This window comes from Pseudomonas sp. DD1, assembly GCF_044510355.1.
Lineage (GTDB): Bacteria > Pseudomonadota > Gammaproteobacteria > Pseudomonadales > Pseudomonadaceae > Aquipseudomonas > Aquipseudomonas shahriarae.
Genome location: NZ_MSAJ01000010.1, coordinates 11,726 through 27,333 on the forward strand (window position 1 = coordinate 11,726; position 15,608 = coordinate 27,333).

Annotated in this window: 14 protein-coding genes and 1 pseudogene; 13 read left to right on the top strand and 2 right to left on the bottom strand. The window is 62.6% G+C overall.

The window, feature by feature from the left end:
• The 12 genes and pseudogenes from PSFL_RS07550 (at position 1) to PSFL_RS07605 (ending at position 13,605) form a co-directional block, all read left to right on the top strand.
• Positions 1–756: a quinoprotein dehydrogenase-associated SoxYZ-like carrier gene (locus PSFL_RS07550; RefSeq protein WP_057439404.1), complete on the top strand. Its 756-nt coding sequence runs from the start codon at positions 1–3 to the stop codon at positions 754–756.
• On the top strand, positions 753–1,679 hold the full coding sequence (locus PSFL_RS07555; RefSeq protein ID WP_169990361.1) for a quinoprotein relay system zinc metallohydrolase 1: 927 nt from the start codon (positions 753–755) through the stop codon (positions 1,677–1,679). Before PSFL_RS07550 ends, PSFL_RS07555 begins: the two co-directional genes overlap by 4 nt.
• 26 nt (positions 1,680–1,705) lie before the next feature.
• Complete coding sequence (locus PSFL_RS07560) at positions 1,706–3,226, top strand: aldehyde dehydrogenase family protein (protein WP_057439402.1); 1,521 nt, start codon at positions 1,706–1,708, stop codon at positions 3,224–3,226.
• A gap of 649 nt (positions 3,227–3,875) precedes the next feature.
• Entirely contained in the window at positions 3,876–3,947 is a 72-nt protein-coding gene (gene pqqA / locus PSFL_RS07565; protein WP_003243383.1) for a pyrroloquinoline quinone precursor peptide PqqA, read from the top strand.
• 127 nt (positions 3,948–4,074) lie between these two features.
• Positions 4,075–5,238 carry an alcohol dehydrogenase-like regulatory protein ErcA gene (gene ercA / locus PSFL_RS07570; RefSeq protein ID WP_057439401.1) on the top strand — a complete coding sequence of 388 codons (1,164 nt, stop codon included), beginning with the start codon at positions 4,075–4,077 and terminating at the stop codon, positions 5,236–5,238.
• A complete protein-coding gene (locus PSFL_RS07575; RefSeq protein WP_115128518.1) occupies positions 5,222–6,592 on the top strand; it encodes a hybrid sensor histidine kinase/response regulator in 1,371 nt (456 codons plus the stop codon). Before ercA ends, PSFL_RS07575 begins: the two co-directional genes overlap by 17 nt.
• Positions 6,593–6,740: 148 nt before the next feature.
• Positions 6,741–7,154 (top strand): VOC family protein, encoded by a 414-nt coding sequence (locus PSFL_RS07580; protein ID WP_057439400.1) that lies wholly within the window; start codon positions 6,741–6,743, stop codon positions 7,152–7,154.
• A gap of 93 nt (positions 7,155–7,247) precedes the next feature.
• Positions 7,248–7,394 (top strand): annotated as a pseudogene (locus PSFL_RS07585) (ATP-binding cassette domain-containing protein); the annotation flags it as partial.
• Positions 7,395–7,469: 75 nt separating this feature from the next.
• Positions 7,470–8,756 carry an amidase gene (locus PSFL_RS07590; protein WP_397469861.1) on the top strand — a complete coding sequence of 429 codons (1,287 nt, stop codon included), beginning with the start codon at positions 7,470–7,472 and terminating at the stop codon, positions 8,754–8,756.
• A 108-nt stretch (positions 8,757–8,864) separates the two neighbouring features.
• Entirely contained in the window at positions 8,865–10,343 is a 1,479-nt protein-coding gene (locus tag PSFL_RS07595; protein WP_057439399.1) for a DASS family sodium-coupled anion symporter, read from the top strand.
• A 452-nt stretch (positions 10,344–10,795) separates the two neighbouring features.
• Positions 10,796–12,457 (top strand): MFS transporter, encoded by a 1,662-nt coding sequence (locus PSFL_RS07600; RefSeq protein ID WP_115128516.1) that lies wholly within the window; start codon positions 10,796–10,798, stop codon positions 12,455–12,457.
• Positions 12,454–13,605: an HlyD family secretion protein gene (locus tag PSFL_RS07605; protein WP_115128515.1), complete on the top strand. Its 1,152-nt coding sequence runs from the start codon at positions 12,454–12,456 to the stop codon at positions 13,603–13,605. Before PSFL_RS07600 ends, PSFL_RS07605 begins: the two co-directional genes overlap by 4 nt.
• A gap of 14 nt (positions 13,606–13,619) precedes the next feature.
• Here the strand turns inward: PSFL_RS07605 and copD are convergent, their stop codons facing one another.
• A complete protein-coding gene (gene copD / locus PSFL_RS07610) occupies positions 13,620–14,468 on the bottom strand; it encodes a copper homeostasis membrane protein CopD (RefSeq protein WP_115128514.1) in 849 nt (282 codons plus the stop codon).
• Between the two features lie 3 nt (positions 14,469–14,471).
• Positions 14,472–14,837 (bottom strand): copper homeostasis periplasmic binding protein CopC, encoded by a 366-nt coding sequence (gene copC / locus PSFL_RS07615; protein WP_115128513.1) that lies wholly within the window; start codon positions 14,835–14,837, stop codon positions 14,472–14,474.
• Between the two features lie 115 nt (positions 14,838–14,952).
• Between copC and PSFL_RS07620 the strand changes: the two genes are divergently transcribed.
• Positions 14,953–15,573 (top strand): TetR/AcrR family transcriptional regulator, encoded by a 621-nt coding sequence (locus PSFL_RS07620; protein ID WP_029298440.1) that lies wholly within the window; start codon positions 14,953–14,955, stop codon positions 15,571–15,573.
• Positions 15,574–15,608 lie beyond the last annotated feature (35 nt).

Genomic DNA, 15,608 nt, shown 5'->3' on the forward strand with positions numbered 1-15,608 from the left:
ATGGGCTGGCGCGCACGTTGGCTGTTGGCTTGCTGGTTGCCAGTGGCCGCCTACGGGATGGACCCCGGCAAAGACCCGGTGCCATCGGTGATGTGGAGCTATTTCCACCAGCAGTTCCTCGGCAATGCGCCGTTTGTCTTTGATGAACGGGTCAAGCTGCTGGCGCCGCCATTTGCCGAAGATGCGCGGCAGGTGCCCCTGGAAATCGACGCTCGCGCCTTCAAGGGCCAGGTGGTGAAAATCATCGCCTGGGCCGAACTCAACCCACTGCCGAAAATCGTCGACTTCCAGCCGGGCGAGGGCGTGTTGCCGTGGCTGGCGATCCGCGTCCGGATCGAGCAGGCCACGCCGTTGCGCGCCGCCGTGTTGACCAAGGATGGCCTGTGGCATGTGGGGTCGACCCTGATCGACGCCGCCGGCGGCGGCTGTACCGCGCCCAGCGTGGTGCGCAGCCAGCCGGGCTGGGAAGAACACCTGGGGGAAGTGTTGGGCGGTCGTTATCCCCGCGAGGATTTCAGCCGGCTGCGCCTGCAGGTAGCACACCCGATGGACAATGGCATGGTCAGCGGCATCCCTGAGTTCTACATCAACCACGCCGAACTGCGCGACGCCCAGGACCGGGTGTTGGCGCGCCTGGAGCTGTTCGCGGCGGTCAGCGAGAACCCCGACCTGGCGTTTGACCTGCAAGGCGCCGGGCCGGTGCGCCTGCTGTTGCGCGATACCAGCGGTAGTGAATTCGCCGGGGCCATCCCATGAAGTGGCTATTACTGCTGTTACTCGGCCTGGGCCTGCCCGCGCTGGCCGACCTCGACTACGCCCTCAAGCCCCGGCAGATCGCCGCCGACACCTGGCTGCTGGAAGGCAGCACGGATAATTTCGCCAGGGCCAACGGCGGCAACATCGTCAATACCGGGTTTATCGTGACCCAGGCCGGGGTGGTGGTGATCGACACCGGGCCGTCCCGGCGTTACGGCGAAGCATTGCGCCAGGCGATTGCCACGGTCACCGACAAGCCGGTGATCCAGGTCTTGTTGACCCATCATCACCCCGACCATGTGCTGGGCAACCAGGCGTTCAAGGATGTGCCGATCGCTGCGCTGGCAGGCACCACCACGCTGCTGCGCGAACAGGGCGATGGCATGGCGGAAAACATGTACCGCATGGTCGGCGACTGGATGCGCGGCACCGAAGTGCTGCTGCCCAGCCAGACGTTGAGCCCCGGAGTGCAGACCGTCGGCGGCCACGCTTTGCGATTGTTGAGCCTGAGCGGCCATACCGGCGCCGACCTGGCGATTTTCGACGAAACCACCGGCGTGCTGTTTGCCGGCGACCTGGTGTTTTACCAGCGCGCCCTGACCACCCCCAACACCCCGGGCCTGGCGGTATGGCTGGCGGATATCGCCACCCTGCAAGGCCTGCCCTGGAAACTGATCGTGCCCGGCCACGGCCCGGTGGCCAGCGATGCCCAACCCTTCGCACAAATGCGTGATTACCTGGGCTGGCTCGACCAGCTCATGGCCACCGGTGCTGCCAACGGCAGTGCCATGGGCGAGATGATCCGCAGCCCCATTCCCGAACGTTTTGCGGCCATCAGCCTGAGCCGCTACGAACTGATCCGCAGTGTCAGCCACCTGTATCCCCGCTATGAACGCGCTCAGATGCAACGGATAGATCAATAACAACATCCCCCGAAAGAGGCCTCATCATGATCTACGCACAACCTGGCACCCCCGGCGCCATCGTCACCTTCAAGCCGCGCTACGGTAACTTTATCGGTGGCGAGTTTGTGGCCCCGGTCAACGGTGAATACTTCACCAACACCTCGCCAGTGACTGGCGAGGTGATTGCCGAATTTCCGCGCTCCAGCGCCGCCGATATCGACAAGGCCCTGGACGCTGCGCATGCTGCCGCCGACGCCTGGGGCAAGACCTCGGCCCAGGACCGCGCCCTGGTGCTGCTGAAAATCGCCGACCGCATCGAGCAGCACCTGGAAGTGTTGGCCGTGACCGAGACCTGGGACAATGGCAAGGCCGTGCGCGAGACCCTGAATGCCGACGTGCCATTGGCCGCCGACCACTTCCGTTACTTCGCCGGCTGCATCCGCGCCCAGGAAGGTGGCGCCGCCGAGATCAACGAACTGACCGCGGCCTATCATTTCCATGAGCCCCTGGGCGTGGTCGGGCAGATCATCCCGTGGAACTTTCCGTTGCTGATGGCCGCCTGGAAACTCGCCCCGGCCCTGGCCGCCGGCAACTGCATCGTGCTCAAGCCGGCCGAGCAGACGCCGCTGTCGATCATGGTGTTTGCCGAACTGATCGCCGACCTGTTGCCGGCCGGCGTGTTGAACATCGTCCAGGGTTTTGGCCGCGAAGCCGGCGAGGCCCTGGCCACCAGCAAGCGCATCGCCAAGATCGCTTTCACCGGCTCCACCCCGGTGGGCGCGCACATCATGCATGCGGCGGCCGAGAACATTATTCCGTCCACCGTCGAGCTGGGCGGCAAGTCGCCGAATATCTTCTTTGAAGACATCATGCAGGCGGAGCCGGCCTTCATCGAGAAAGCCGCCGAGGGCCTGGTGCTGGCGTTCTTCAACCAGGGCGAAGTGTGCACCTGCCCGTCGCGGGCGCTGGTGCAGGAGTCGATCTACGAGCCGTTCATGGCCGAGGTCATGAAGAAGATCGTCAAAATCAAACGCGGCAACCCGCTGGACACCGAGACCATGGTCGGCGCCCAGGCGTCCGAGCAGCAGTACGACAAGATCCTCTCGTACCTGACCATCGCCCAGGAAGAGGGCGCCGAACTGCTGGCCGGTGGCGCCGCCGAACACCTGGCGGGCGACCTGTCCAGCGGCTATTACATCCAGCCGACTCTGCTCAAGGGCCACAACAAAATGCGCGTGTTCCAGGAAGAAATCTTCGGCCCGGTGGTGGGCGTGACCACCTTCAAGGACGAAGCCGAAGCCCTGGCGATTGCCAACGACAGCGAATTCGGCCTGGGTGCTGGGCTGTGGACCCGCGATATCAACCGCGCCTACCGCATGGGCCGGGCGATCAAGGCCGGGCGTGTGTGGACCAACTGCTATCACCTGTACCCGGCGCATGCCGCGTTTGGTGGCTACAAAAAGTCTGGGGTAGGGCGTGAGAACCACAAGATGATGCTCGATCATTACCAGCAGACCAAGAACCTGCTGGTGAGCTACGACATCAACCCGCTGGGGTTCTTCTGATCGCCTGATTGAACTGCCAGCTTCCACCCTTTGATGGGTAGGCATCAGCCGCCCTGCTTGAAATGCAATCAAGTGTGGGAGCTGGCTTGCCTGCGATAGCGGTTGTTCAGCTTGCATCATTGGCGGCTGACCTTCGGTCATCGCAGCATGAGTAGCTACACAACCCTCTTCTGGGTATGTGTACATATCCATTGCTGCGGTCACGGCCACTTAGGGTTCCGCCCTTACGGCGGGTCACTTTTGGAAAAGAGCCCCAAAAGTAACCAAAAGGGCTCTTGCCCCACCACTCGGTGCCTCGCCTAGGCTCGGCATGCCCGTCATCCGACATTGATTTGGGGGGCCGCCGCGATGGGCCATCCATGGCCCAGCGCGGCTAACCCGGCGTCCTGCCGGGTTACCCCCCAAATCAATATCGGATGACGGCCAGCGTGGTTTAACGGGGCGCCTAAGATCAAAATCACCAGCAAAGCGAGGCGGCCTGACAGCCGACCTGATCGTCGAATCGTGCGCGTACCCCTGTGGGAGATTCTATGTACATCCGAGACTAACGACTGCGGCCGGTTCGTTCGAAAGTAGCATTCGCCCGCCAGCCCACCCATGTATTAATGCCTGTACCGGACTCTCCCGGTATAACAAGAGGAACGCTCCCATGTGGACCAAACCCGCCTACACCGACCTGCGTATCGGCTTTGAAGTGACCATGTATTTCGCCAACCGCTGAAACCATCCCAGGAGCCGGCCTGCCGGCTCCTGCAGGGATAAGGGCTAGCCCATTGGTCTGATTGCATTCGCCAGCGGATGCGTTAGTGTGGCCCGTATCTTCCAAAACAATAAAAACAGGCTTTCCAATGAGCCATAGCCTCAGCCAATTGCGTAAATTCGTCTCCCCAGAAATCATCTTCGGCGCCGGTTCCCGGCACAATGTCGGCAATTACGCCAAGACCTTTGGTGCGCGCAAGGTCCTGGTGGTCAGCGACCCGGGTGTGGTCGCTGCCGGTTGGGTCGCGGATGTCGAGGCCAGCCTGCAGGCCCTTGGGATCGAGTACTGCCTGTACACCGCGGTGTCACCCAACCCGCGTGTCGAAGAAGTGATGCAGGGCGCCGAGGTCTACCGCGAGAACCATTGCGATGTGATCGTCGCCGTCGGCGGCGGCAGCCCGATGGATTGCGGCAAGGCCATCGGTATTGTGGTCGCCCATGGGCGCAGCATTCTTGAGTTCGAAGGGGTGGACACCATCCGCGTGCCCAGCCCGCCGCTGATCCTGATCCCGACCACCGCCGGCACCTCGGCCGACGTGTCGCAGTTCGTGATCATTTCCAATCAGCAGGAACGCATGAAGTTTTCCATCGTCAGTAAGGCAGTGGTGCCGGATGTTTCGTTGATCGACCCGGAAACCACCGCCAGCATGGACCCGTTCCTCTCGGCCTGTACCGGGATCGACGCGCTGGTGCATGCCATCGAAGCCTTTGTGTCCACCGGCCACGGCCCACTGACCGACCCCCATGCGCTGGAAGCCATGCGCCTGATCAATGGCAACCTGGTGCAGATGATCGCCAACCCCGGCGATATCGCCCTGCGCGAGAAAATCATGCTCGGCAGCATGCAGGCCGGCCTGGCGTTTTCCAATGCGATCCTCGGCGCGGTGCATGCCATGTCCCACAGCCTGGGCGGCTTTCTCGACTTGCCCCATGGCCTGTGCAACGCGGTGCTGGTGGAGCATGTGGTGGCGTTCAACTACAACTCGGCGCCGGAACGGTTCAAGGTGATTGCCGAGACCTTCGGCATCGACTGCCGGGGCCTCAACCACCGGCAGATCTGCGGGCGGCTGGTGGAGCACCTGATTGCCCTCAAGCACGCCATCGGCTTCCATGAAACCCTCGGCCTGCACGGGGTGCGGGTGGCAGATATTCCGTTTTTGTCGCAACACGCCATGCATGACCCGTGCATCCTGACCAACCCGCGTGAGTCGAGCCAGCGTGACGTCGAGGTCGTCTATGGCGAAGCTCTCTGACGACCAGCAGCGGGCTCTGGCCGGGCTGTTGGGGCTGGGCGATCACTCGGCGCGCAAGAGCCACTACCCGGAGCTGACGGCGCGGCTGGATGAACTGGAGGCCGAGCGCAAACGCTATATCCGCCTCAACGATGAGCTGGAACAGCGGGTGGCGGCGCGCACCGATGAGCTGCTCGAAGCCAACCACAACCTGCAACAGCAGATCGCCCGGCGCGAACAGACTGAACAAGACCTGCGCGACGCCCGTGACGCCGCCCAGGCCGCCAATCGCAGCAAGGACAAGTACCTGGCCGCCGCCAGCCATGACCTGCTGCAACCGCTCAACGCGGCGCGGCTGTTGATCTCTACCCTGCGTGAACGCAACCTGCCCAGTGTCGAGCAAGTGCTGGTGGAGCGCACCCATCAGGCCCTGGAAGGGGCCGAGGACCTGCTGACCGACTTGCTGGATATCTCGCGCCTGGACCAGGCGGCGGTCAAGCCGGACGTGGCGCTGTACCGCCTGGATGAGCTGTTTGCGCCGCTGGTGTCGGAGTTCCATTCGGTGGCCCAGGCGGCGGGCCTCAAGCTGCGGGCGCGCACTGCCGGCTACGCGATCCGCACGGACTTGCGCTTGATGACGCGTATTTTGCGCAACTTCCTCAGCAATGCCTGCCGCTACACCGATGAGGGTTGCATCCTGTTGGGCGCGCGGCGACGCGGTGATCGCCTGCGCCTGGAGGTCTGGGACACCGGGCGCGGAATTGCGGCGGACCGGTTGAGCTCGATCTTTTTGGAGTTCAACCAACTCGATGTCGGCCGCGCCGCGGATCGCAAGGGCGTTGGGTTGGGCCTGGCGATTGTCGAGCGTATCGCGCTGATTCTGGGTTACCCGGTGGCAGTACGCTCATGGCCGGGGCGCGGCTCGATGTTCAGCATCGAGGTGCCGTTGAGTGCCGAGGTACCCCTGGCCATCAGTCAGTTGCCGACACAGCCGAGCACCGGTAATCCGTTGCCCGGGCGGCGCCTGCTGGTGATCGATAACGAGCTGAGCATCCTTGAAAGCATGCGCGCGCTGCTCGGGCAGTGGGGCTGCGAGGTGGTGACCGCCACCGACCAGGCCGGTGCCTTGCTGGCGTTGCAGGGCCGGGCGCCGGAGCTGATCCTGGCTGACTATCACCTCGACCATGGGGTGGTGGGGTGTGCGGTGGTCAAGCAGTTGCGCGAGCATTTCGCCCAGAACATTCCCGCTGTGATTATCACGGCGGACCGCACCGACCAGTGCCGCCGCGCCCTGCGCCGCCTGGAAGCACCGTTGCTGAACAAACCGGTCAAGCCAGGTAAGTTGCGGGCGGTGTTGAGCCAGTTACTGGGGTAGGGCAATACTCCCTGCTCTTGTACGGGGCTATCGTTAAAAATTCTTTCGCTCTGAATAAAAATTACATGCTGTGTGTTTCTGTAAAAGCAGCACAAACTTTGCCTTATTCCACTGTCATTTAAATAGATGGTGATTTAAGGAGCGCTCCATGCAGTCGATTTTTCATCTGGCCTACCATGTTCGCGATTTGGAAGTTTCACGTCAGTTCTACTGTGACTTGCTGGGTTGCGCACAAGGGCGCAGCACGGATACATGGATGGACGTGAATTTCTTCGGGCATCAATTATCCCTGCACCTGGGTGAGCCCTTTGCCGTCACTGATACAGGCAGGGTCGGCGACCATCTGGTACCGATGCCTCATCTGGGGGTGTTGCTGGAGATGCCGGACTGGCTGGTGTTAAAGGACCGTTTGATCGCGGGCGGGGTGAAGTTTGTCCTCGCCCCTTATCTACGCTTTGCCGGCGGACCGGGCGAGCAGGCAACCCTGTTCTTCCTGGATCCGGCCGGCAATCCCATCGAGATAAAAGGCTTCTGTGATTTGCAATCGGCGTTCGCTGTTTAACGCATGTTACGCAAACGACGTTAAGTTGATTTAAGTCTTTTGGGCACGCCAGCCAACGGTAGGACGTGAACTCGTCAAGTTGCTCAATGGCTGCGACGGAACCTGGAGCGCGTGCGCATCCCGGAGCAGGCCCACAAGTTTCCGGGGCAATTGTCGGGCGGCCAGCAACAGCGCGTGGCGATTACCCGTGCCCTGTGCATGAAGCCGAAAATCATGCTGTTCGACGAGCCGACCTCGGCGCCCAATGACTTCTTCGACAACCCGCAGATTTTGCATTAATCCCTTGGGCAGACAGGCCTGTAACAGAGGAATGCCATGTACCGTTTTGATCATTTGGATGCCACCACCCTGGCACAGCGGGTCTGTGCGGGTGAGGTGAGCGAAGAGACAGTCGCCGCACACTTCCTTGGGTGTGCCGAGGCCCAGGAGTCGACAATACAGGCCTTTGTTTCGTTCGACCCCGACGCGGTACGTGCTCAAGCGAGGCAATTGACCGGGACGCGTGCGCGAGGTCTGTTGGCAGGTATTCCGGTGGGGGTCAAAGATAACTACGACACCGTGGATCATCCCACCGGTTTTTACTCGCCGATCTATGAGGACAACCGCCCGTCCCGCGACGCACAGGTTGTCTCGCTGCTGCGCCAGGCGGGGGCGCTGATTATGGGCAAGACCCACACCACCGAATTCGCCTATATGCACACCGGGCCGACGCGCAATCCCCAGGACTCCCGACGCACGCCTGGGAGTTCGAGTGCGGGCTCGGCGGCGGGGCTGGCGGCTGGATTCTTTCCCATCGCCCTGGGTACGCAGACGGCCGGATCATTGATCAAACCTGCCGCTTGCTGTGGGGTGCACGCCTTCAAACCCAGCTATGGGTTGGTCTCGCTTGAGGGGGTCAAGCCACTGGCGCCGAGTTTCGACACGGCCGGCTGGTTTGGGCGTTCGGTGCGTGACTTGAGCCTGATTGCGCAAGTCCTGATCCCGGGGTTCCCGGCGCGCCCCGCGGAAAGCCCGCTACGGTCGTTGGGCTTTTGCCGTACGGCGCACTGGGATCAGGTGGACAAGGACGTGGCCCTGGCACTGGAAGCCGCTATGGATACGCTGCGTGCGGCAGGGCACCGAGTGAGCGAGGTGGTGTTGCCCGAGGCGTTTGCCAGGGTGTTTGATGACCATCTGCTGATAAACGATTGTGAGGGCGCCCGCTCATTGGCCGCTGAGTTCAATCGGCACCCGGACAAGATGAGCATGGAAATCCTCGATATGTTCGCCCGCGCCGAGCGGACCAGTTGGGAGCAAGAGTCAGCGGCGAAGAGGCGTCTGGCACAGTTGGCGCCGGTGCTGGAGGAGATATTCAGCCCGTTTGACGTCGTCCTGGGGGCGAGCTGCGGCATCGTCGCCCCGTTGGGCCTTGGCGCCACTGGGCCGTCGGATTTCATCAAGTTCTGGATGGCATTTGGATTGCCGCAAGTGAATATTCCTCTTGTGCGCAAAACTGCAGAGCTGCCGGTAGGGCTGCAAATAATCGGAGGATTTAGAAACGACAGCCTTTTGCTAAGCGTGGCTGAGCAGGTCGATGCTCTGCTGCGGCCGGCTGGCCGATAGGAGGGGGCTGGGCTCACGTGTTGGCCTGGCACGTTGATACCCGTCAACACGGCGTGCGGTGCTTTGCCTCATGCTGTCGGCCTGATTTGAAGGCTGACGGAGAACCCCATGAACGGCCCCGCAACAACCGCTGCATCATTCAAGTTGCCCATGGGCCTGGTGATTGCCGTACTGGTGATGGTCGGCGTGCTGCTGTTGCCGCTGCCCGCCGATTTGCCGGTGGCCGGCCAGCGGATGCTGGCGATCCTCGCGTTTGCCGTGGTGGTGTGGATCACCGAGGCGGTGTCCTACGAAGCCAGTGCGATCATGATCACCTCGTTGATGGCCTTTCTGTTGGGCACCGCACCGTCCTTGCAGGACCCGACGCACCTGATCGGTTCCAGCCCCGCTATCAGCATGGCGCTCACCGGGTTTGCCAACCCGGCCCTGGCCCTGGTGGCCGGTGCGTTGTTTATCGCCGCCGCCATGACCCACACCGGCCTCGACCGGCGTATCGCCCTGGTGACCCTGACCCGGGTCGGTACCAGCACTCGCGGGATCCTGGTGGGCGCGATTGCGGTGACCATCCTGCTCAGCCTGGTGGTGCCCAGCGCCACCGCCCGCAGCGCCTGCGTGGTGCCGATCATGATGGGGGTGATTGCCGCGTTTGGCGTGGACAAACGCTCGAATATCGCCGCCGGGATCATGATCGTCGTCGCCCAGGGCACCAGTATCTGGAACGTCGGGATCCAGACCGCCGCTGCGCAGAACCTGCTGACGGTCGGTTTTATGGACAAGATGCTCGGCCAGCGCGTGTCGTGGATCGACTGGTTAATCGCCGGGGCGCCGTGGGCGCTGATTATGTCGGCGGTACTGCTGTTTCTGGTGCTCAAGTTGCTGCCCCCGGAAAGCAATAGCATTCCCGGTGGCAAGGAAGCGGTGGCGCAGTCCCTGGTGGAGATCGGCCCGATGACCGGGCCGCAGAAGCGCTTGCTGACCGTTTCGGTATTGCTGCTGCTGGCCTGGGCCACGGAAGGGCGCCTGCACAGCTTCGATACCACCTCCACCACCTACGCCGGCCTGGTGTTCCTGCTGTTGCCGGGGATCGGCGTGATGACCTGGAAGGACGTGCAGTCGCGTATCCCCTGGGGCACGGTGATTGTGTTCGGTGTGGGCATCAGCCTGGGTACCGCGTTGCTCACCACCCAGGCCGGGCAATGGCTGGGCGCGCAGGTGGTGGGGCATACCGGCCTGGATCAACTGGGGCCGCTGGGGGTGTTTGCGATCCTCGGCGCATTCCTGATTGTGATTCACCTGGGTTTTGCCAGCGCTACCGCGCTGACCTCGGCGTTGTTGCCGATCCTGATTGCCGTACTGCAAACCCTGCCGGGAGACTTCAGCCGGCTGGGCATGACCATGTTGCTCGGGTTTGTGGTCAGCTACGGTTTTATCCTGCCGATCAACGCCCCGCAGAACATGGTGTGCCTGGGCACCGGCACCTTCACCGCGCGGCAGTTTGCCAAGGTGGGCTTGCTGGTCACGGTGATTGGCTATCTGCTGATGCTGGTGTTTGCCGCCACCTACTGGAGCTGGCTGGGCTGGATCTAAAACCTCCTGTGGGAGCTGGCTCTCACAGGAGGGGCTCGGCTGGGGCACATAATTTGCGCCACATCACAAATCAAATGTGGGAGCTGGCTTGCCTGCGATGGCAGTGTGTCAGCCACCAGAAATAGCGCCTGAACCGCCGCTATCGCGAGCAAGCCCGCTCCCACAGGGGGGCGGCTGGGCACATATTTGCGCCACATCACAAATCAAATGTGGGAGCTGGCTTGCCTGCGATGGCAGTGTGTCAGCCACCAGAAATAGCGCCTGAACCGCCGCTATCGCGGGCAAGCCCGCTCCCACAGGGGGGGCGGCTGGGCACGTATTTGCGCCACATCACAAATCAAATGTGGGAGCAGGCCAGCTCCCACAAAGATGACAAGATGAACCCCGCTCAGGTCTACTAAGCTCTGAGTCAGGGTTTTACCGGCCTCGTGCGTCGGTCATCAAGGTCACGAATGGATAAATACACCCCGCACACCTGGCAACCCCACGAGCGTCCGAGCTTGCCGGGGTCGCCGTCGACGCCCCATCACCCCACGCTCAAACGCTGGGCCTTTGCCCTGGTTGGGGTGCTGGTGGCAATCACCGGCGGCCTGGGCAATGCGCTGGTGATCGCCAATCTGCCATATCTGCAAGGGGCATTGGGCGCGACCACCGCCGAAATGGCCTGGCTACCCGCCGCCTATGTGATGACCAACGTGTCCATGAACCTGCTGCTGGTGAAGTTCCGCCAGCAGTTCGGCTTGCGCGCGTTTACCGAAGTGTTCCTGGTGCTCTACGCCCTGGTCACCTTTGGCCATCTGTTCGTCAATGACCTCAGTTCGGCAATCGCCGTGCGTGCCGCCCACGGCATGGTGGGCGCGGCCCTCAGTTCCCTGGGGTTGTACTACATGGTCCAGGCGTTCCCGGCGAAGTGGCGGCTCAAGGCTCTGGTGCTGGGCCTGGGTACCGCGCAACTGGCGTTGCCGATGGCGCGGCTGTTTTCCGAAGACTTGCTGCAGATTGCCGAGTGGCGCGGCCTGTACCTGTTTGAGCTGGGCATGGCGTTGACTTGCCTGGGCTGTGTGTTCCTGCTCAAGTTGCCGCCGGGCGATCGCTTCAAGACCTTTGAAAAACTCGACTTCCTGACCTTTGCTTTGCTCGCCTCAGGCGTGGCATTGCTCTGCGCGGTACTGTCCCTGGGGCGCATCGACTGGTGGCTGGAAGCCCCGTGGATCGGCGTGGCCTCGGCCTGTTCCCTGGTGCTGATCATGGCCGGGCTGGCCATCGAACATAACCGCGCCAACCCGCTGCTGATGACCCGCTGGCTGGGCGGCGGGGTGATGATTCGCCTGGCCCTGGCGGTAATCCTGATCCGCATGGTGCTGTCGGAGCAATCCACCGGCGCCGTGGGCTTTTTGCAGGCGCTGAATATGAGCAGCGAGCAAATGCGCACCCTGTACCTGGTGATGCTGTTGGGGGCGATCAGTGGCCTGGTGATCAGCGCGTTGACCATCAACCCGGCACACTTGCTGATGCCCCTGGTGATTTCCCTGGCGCTGATGGCCACGGGCTCGGTGATGGACAGCTTCTCCAGCAACCTGACGCGGCCGCAGAACATGTACCTGAGCCAGTTTCTGCTGGGGTTTGGCGGTACCTTCTTCCTCGGCCCGACCATGGTGCTGGGGATGCGCAATGTGCTGGCCAACCCGCGCAACCTCGTGAGTTTCTCGGTGTTGTTCGGGATCTGCCAGAACCTCGGCGGGCTGATGGGCGCGGCGTTGCTCGGCACCTTCCAGGTGGTGCGGGAGAAATTCCATTCGAGCATGATTGTCGAACACCTGACCCTGCTGGATCCGCGGGTCGCGGCCCGTGTACAAAGCGGCGGCTCGGCCTACGGCTCGGTGATTGCCGACCCGGAACTGCGCAACCTGATGGGTATTCGCAGCCTGGCCACGGCGGCCACCCGCGAGGCCAATGTCATGGCTTATAACGATGTGTTTATGCTGATCGCGATCATCGCGATCCTCACCATGTTGTGGATCTTTACCCGCAGCCTGTGGCTGATGAGCACCACCAAGAAAGCTGCCGCCAGTGCAGCGCCTTCCGTTCAACCTAGCGGCGCACTTCCTTCATGAGCGAACCTACGGCTACCACCACGACCACCAATGCCATTGCCGCCACCCCGGAGGGCAGCACGCCACCGGGTGCGACGGCCACCGAGCCGCGCTCCCTGGGCGTGCGCATCGTCTCGTCCCTGGGCTTTGCCGCGATTGCCATCGTTGGCGTGTTGATTGTGCTGTACGCCTGGCAATTGCCGCCGTTCAGCAGCGCCGTGGAAACCACCGAAAACGCTCTGGTACGCGGCCAGGTGACGATCATCAGCCCGCAATTGGGCGGTTATGTGTTCGAGGTGCCGGTGCAGGACTTCCAGCACGTCAAGGCCGGGGATTTGCTGGTACGCCTCGACGACCGCATCTACAAGCAACGCCTGGACCAGGCCCAGGCGCAACTGGCGGTGCAGCAAGCCGCCCTGGCCAACGTGGTGCAACAGCGCAACAGTGCCGAGGCGACCATCAAGCTGCGCCAGGCCGCCCTGGCTGATAGCCAGGCCCAGGCGCGCAAAAGTACTGCGGACCTGCGTCGCAACGAAGAGCTGATCAGCGACGGCTCGGTGTCGCGCCGAGAACTGGACGTGACCCGCGCCGCCAACGCGCAAACCATCGCCGCTGTGGCCCAGGCCCAGGCCAGCCTGGAAATCGCCCGCCAGGACCTGCAGACGGTAATCGTCAATCGCGGCTCCCTGGAAGCGGCGGTGGCCAGTGCCGATGCAGCGGTGGAGCTGGCGCGGATCGACCTGTCGAACACCCGCGTCCTGGCCCCCCGGGACGGTCAACTGGGGCAGATTGGTGTACGTCTGGGGGCCTACGTCAACTCCGGCGCGCAGCTGATGGCATTGGTGCCGAACCAGTTGTGGGTGATCGCCAATATGAAAGAAACCCAGATGGACAACGTGCAGGTGGGCCAGCCGGTAACGTTTACCGTGGATGCCCTGGACCACCGCAAGTTTCATGGCACGGTGCAGCGTATTTCGCCGGCGACGGGGTCTGAGTTCAGCCTGTTGCAGGCCGATAACGCCACCGGCAACTTCGTCAAGATCGCCCAGCGCGTGCCGGTGCGGATCACGGTGGACCCCGATCAGGAGCAAAGCGAACGCCTGCGGCCGGGGCTGTCGGTGGTGGTGAGTATCGACACGGCGGGGCGCTTGAAGAACAGTCCGCCTTGAACTGGACGATGCTCCTACAGCATCGGTGGCAGGGTGCCCAATAGGGAAACGGCCGCCACCGCCGCCGCGCCCAACAGCCATTCCAGCAACACGCTGGCCTGCAATTGGCCACGTCGTTGCTGGCAATCCTGGGTCCGTAGCCGGTTCAGCACTGCCAGGCCGAGCATGCCCGCCACCAGCAGCGCCTTGATCAACAGGATCAAGGCAAACCCGCTGAACAGCGGGGTAGGCCAGAATTGCCCGGTGAGCACGCGGATATTGATCAGCCCGGTGACCAGCAAACCCGCCACCAGCCCGTAACCGACCCCACTGAAGCGCTGCAGAATCTCTTGCAGGGACGTGTGCTGCGTTTGGCGCAGGAGCAGGACCAACAACAGCAACCCACCGAGCCACGCACCGACGCAGAGCAGGTGCACCCCCTGGTTGAGGATCAGCAATTGCCCGCTCAGGCCACTGAGCATGGCGCCATGGCCCACGGGGGCCAGGGTTGCCAGGAGCAGCGCCGTCAGGGGCAGGCGCGCGCGGTTGCAACGTGTCAGCAAGCTCAGCACCAACAGGCCATTCAACAGCAGGTGCACGCTCCAGACCTGGCCGAAAAAAGTCTTGCCCAGCACCAATTGCACCGTTGCAAGGTCCAGCGCCAGCAAGTCGCTGCCGGCCATGCTGGCACTGATCAACAGCAGCCACGCCACGCCGCTGCCCAGGGCCAGCCAGGCCAGTGGCCCGGTGAGGCGCGCCAGTTGCCGGTCCACTGCCGGCTGGGGCTTGGTGCCCAGGAGCAAGGGGCGGAACACACTGGCCCCGAACATCAGCAGCACCGCCATAAAGTGCAGGAAACGGCACAGCACCAGCAGGGTTGCCATGGGTTATTGGCCGACCTTGAAGCTGTAGCTGCCTGCGCTCTTGTGGGTATCGACCGAGATGGCGTGCCACTCGACCTTGTAGGTGCCGGCAGCCAACGGGGCGGCCGGGGTCACCACCAGGGTTTTCTTGTCTTTGTCCGGGGTTTCCAGGCCCTTGACCGCCACTTCGGTGCCGTCCCTGCTCAGGGACACCTTGGTGAACGTGGCTTCGACGCCTTCGGAAAACACCAGGCGCAGGTCGGCGGGGGCCGCGACGGTGCTGTCGGCCGCCGGCGTGGTGCTTTTCAGGTGGGCGTGGGCCAAGGCCGCCTGGGCGCCCAGCAGAGAGGTCAGCAAGGCAACCGCCATCAACGTGTTCTTGATCAACATCGTGCACTACCTATCAAGGGGAGGAGCGGGCAGTGTACGAAGTTTCCACTCAGGCTGTCGCCCCGATCTAGAGCGGATGGTAGTCTTCCAGGCATGTCGTTGTCAGGGAGCCCCTATGGGCAATCACAAGATCGGTATCCGTCGGGTCAACGTCGAAAAGATTCTGCTGGCCGCTGAAAAGGTCTTCGCCGAAAAAGGCTATGGCAGCACCGCCATGGCCGACATTGCCGAACAGGCGCAACTGCCGCGCTCCAACCTGCATTACTACTTCAGCACCAAGAGCGAGTTGTACAGCGCGGTGTTGTTCGACCTGCTGGAAGTGTGGAAGCAGGATGCGCTGTGCTTCGAAATGTTCGATGACCCACGGGTGGTGCTCAGCAGCTACATCCGGGCGAAGATGCAGCACTCGCGCAGCCGCCCCTATGGCTCGAAAGTCTGGGCCAATGAAATCATCCACGGCGCGCCGACCCTCGGCGAAGCGCTGGATGCGAGCCTCTACGATTGGGCCAAGATGAAGGAAGCGAAGATCCGCCAGTGGGTGGAAGATAAGCGCATCCTCGCGGTGGAGCCGTCGAGCCTGCTGTATATGATTTGGGCCTCGACCCAGCACTATGCCGACTTCGATCACCAGGTGATGATCCTCAACGACCATCAGGCGCTGTCGGATATGCAGTTCGAGCGGGCGGTGCAGACGGTGACCAGTGTGATTTTGCGGGGGATTGGCTTGGAACCCTGAGCTTTGGGGAGAGGTTGAGGGCCTCATCGCAGGCA

Bases quoted from the DNA above. Each gene is read 5' to 3' on its own strand.
- PSFL_RS07575 (WP_115128518.1), top strand. From the start codon at position 5,222: ATGGCGAAGCTCTCTGACGACCAGCAGCGGGCTCTGGCCGGGCTGTTG.
- ercA (WP_057439401.1), top strand. From the start codon at position 4,075: ATGAGCCATAGCCTCAGCCAATTGCGTAAATTCGTCTCCCCAGAAATC.
- PSFL_RS07620 (WP_029298440.1), top strand. From the start codon at position 14,953: ATGGGCAATCACAAGATCGGTATCCGTCGGGTCAACGTCGAAAAGATT.
- PSFL_RS07605 (WP_115128515.1), top strand. From the start codon at position 12,454: ATGAGCGAACCTACGGCTACCACCACGACCACCAATGCCATTGCCGCC.
- copD (WP_115128514.1), bottom strand. From the start codon at position 14,468: ATGGCAACCCTGCTGGTGCTGTGCCGTTTCCTGCACTTTATGGCGGTG.
- PSFL_RS07600 (WP_115128516.1), top strand. From the start codon at position 10,796: ATGGATAAATACACCCCGCACACCTGGCAACCCCACGAGCGTCCGAGC.
- PSFL_RS07550 (WP_057439404.1), top strand. From the start codon at position 1: ATGGGCTGGCGCGCACGTTGGCTGTTGGCTTGCTGGTTGCCAGTGGCC.
- PSFL_RS07590 (WP_397469861.1), top strand. From the start codon at position 7,470: ATGTACCGTTTTGATCATTTGGATGCCACCACCCTGGCACAGCGGGTC.
- PSFL_RS07595 (WP_057439399.1), top strand. From the start codon at position 8,865: ATGAACGGCCCCGCAACAACCGCTGCATCATTCAAGTTGCCCATGGGC.
- PSFL_RS07580 (WP_057439400.1), top strand. From the start codon at position 6,741: ATGCAGTCGATTTTTCATCTGGCCTACCATGTTCGCGATTTGGAAGTT.
- PSFL_RS07560 (WP_057439402.1), top strand. From the start codon at position 1,706: ATGATCTACGCACAACCTGGCACCCCCGGCGCCATCGTCACCTTCAAG.
- copC (WP_115128513.1), bottom strand. From the start codon at position 14,837: ATGTTGATCAAGAACACGTTGATGGCGGTTGCCTTGCTGACCTCTCTG.
- PSFL_RS07555 (WP_169990361.1), top strand. From the start codon at position 753: ATGAAGTGGCTATTACTGCTGTTACTCGGCCTGGGCCTGCCCGCGCTG.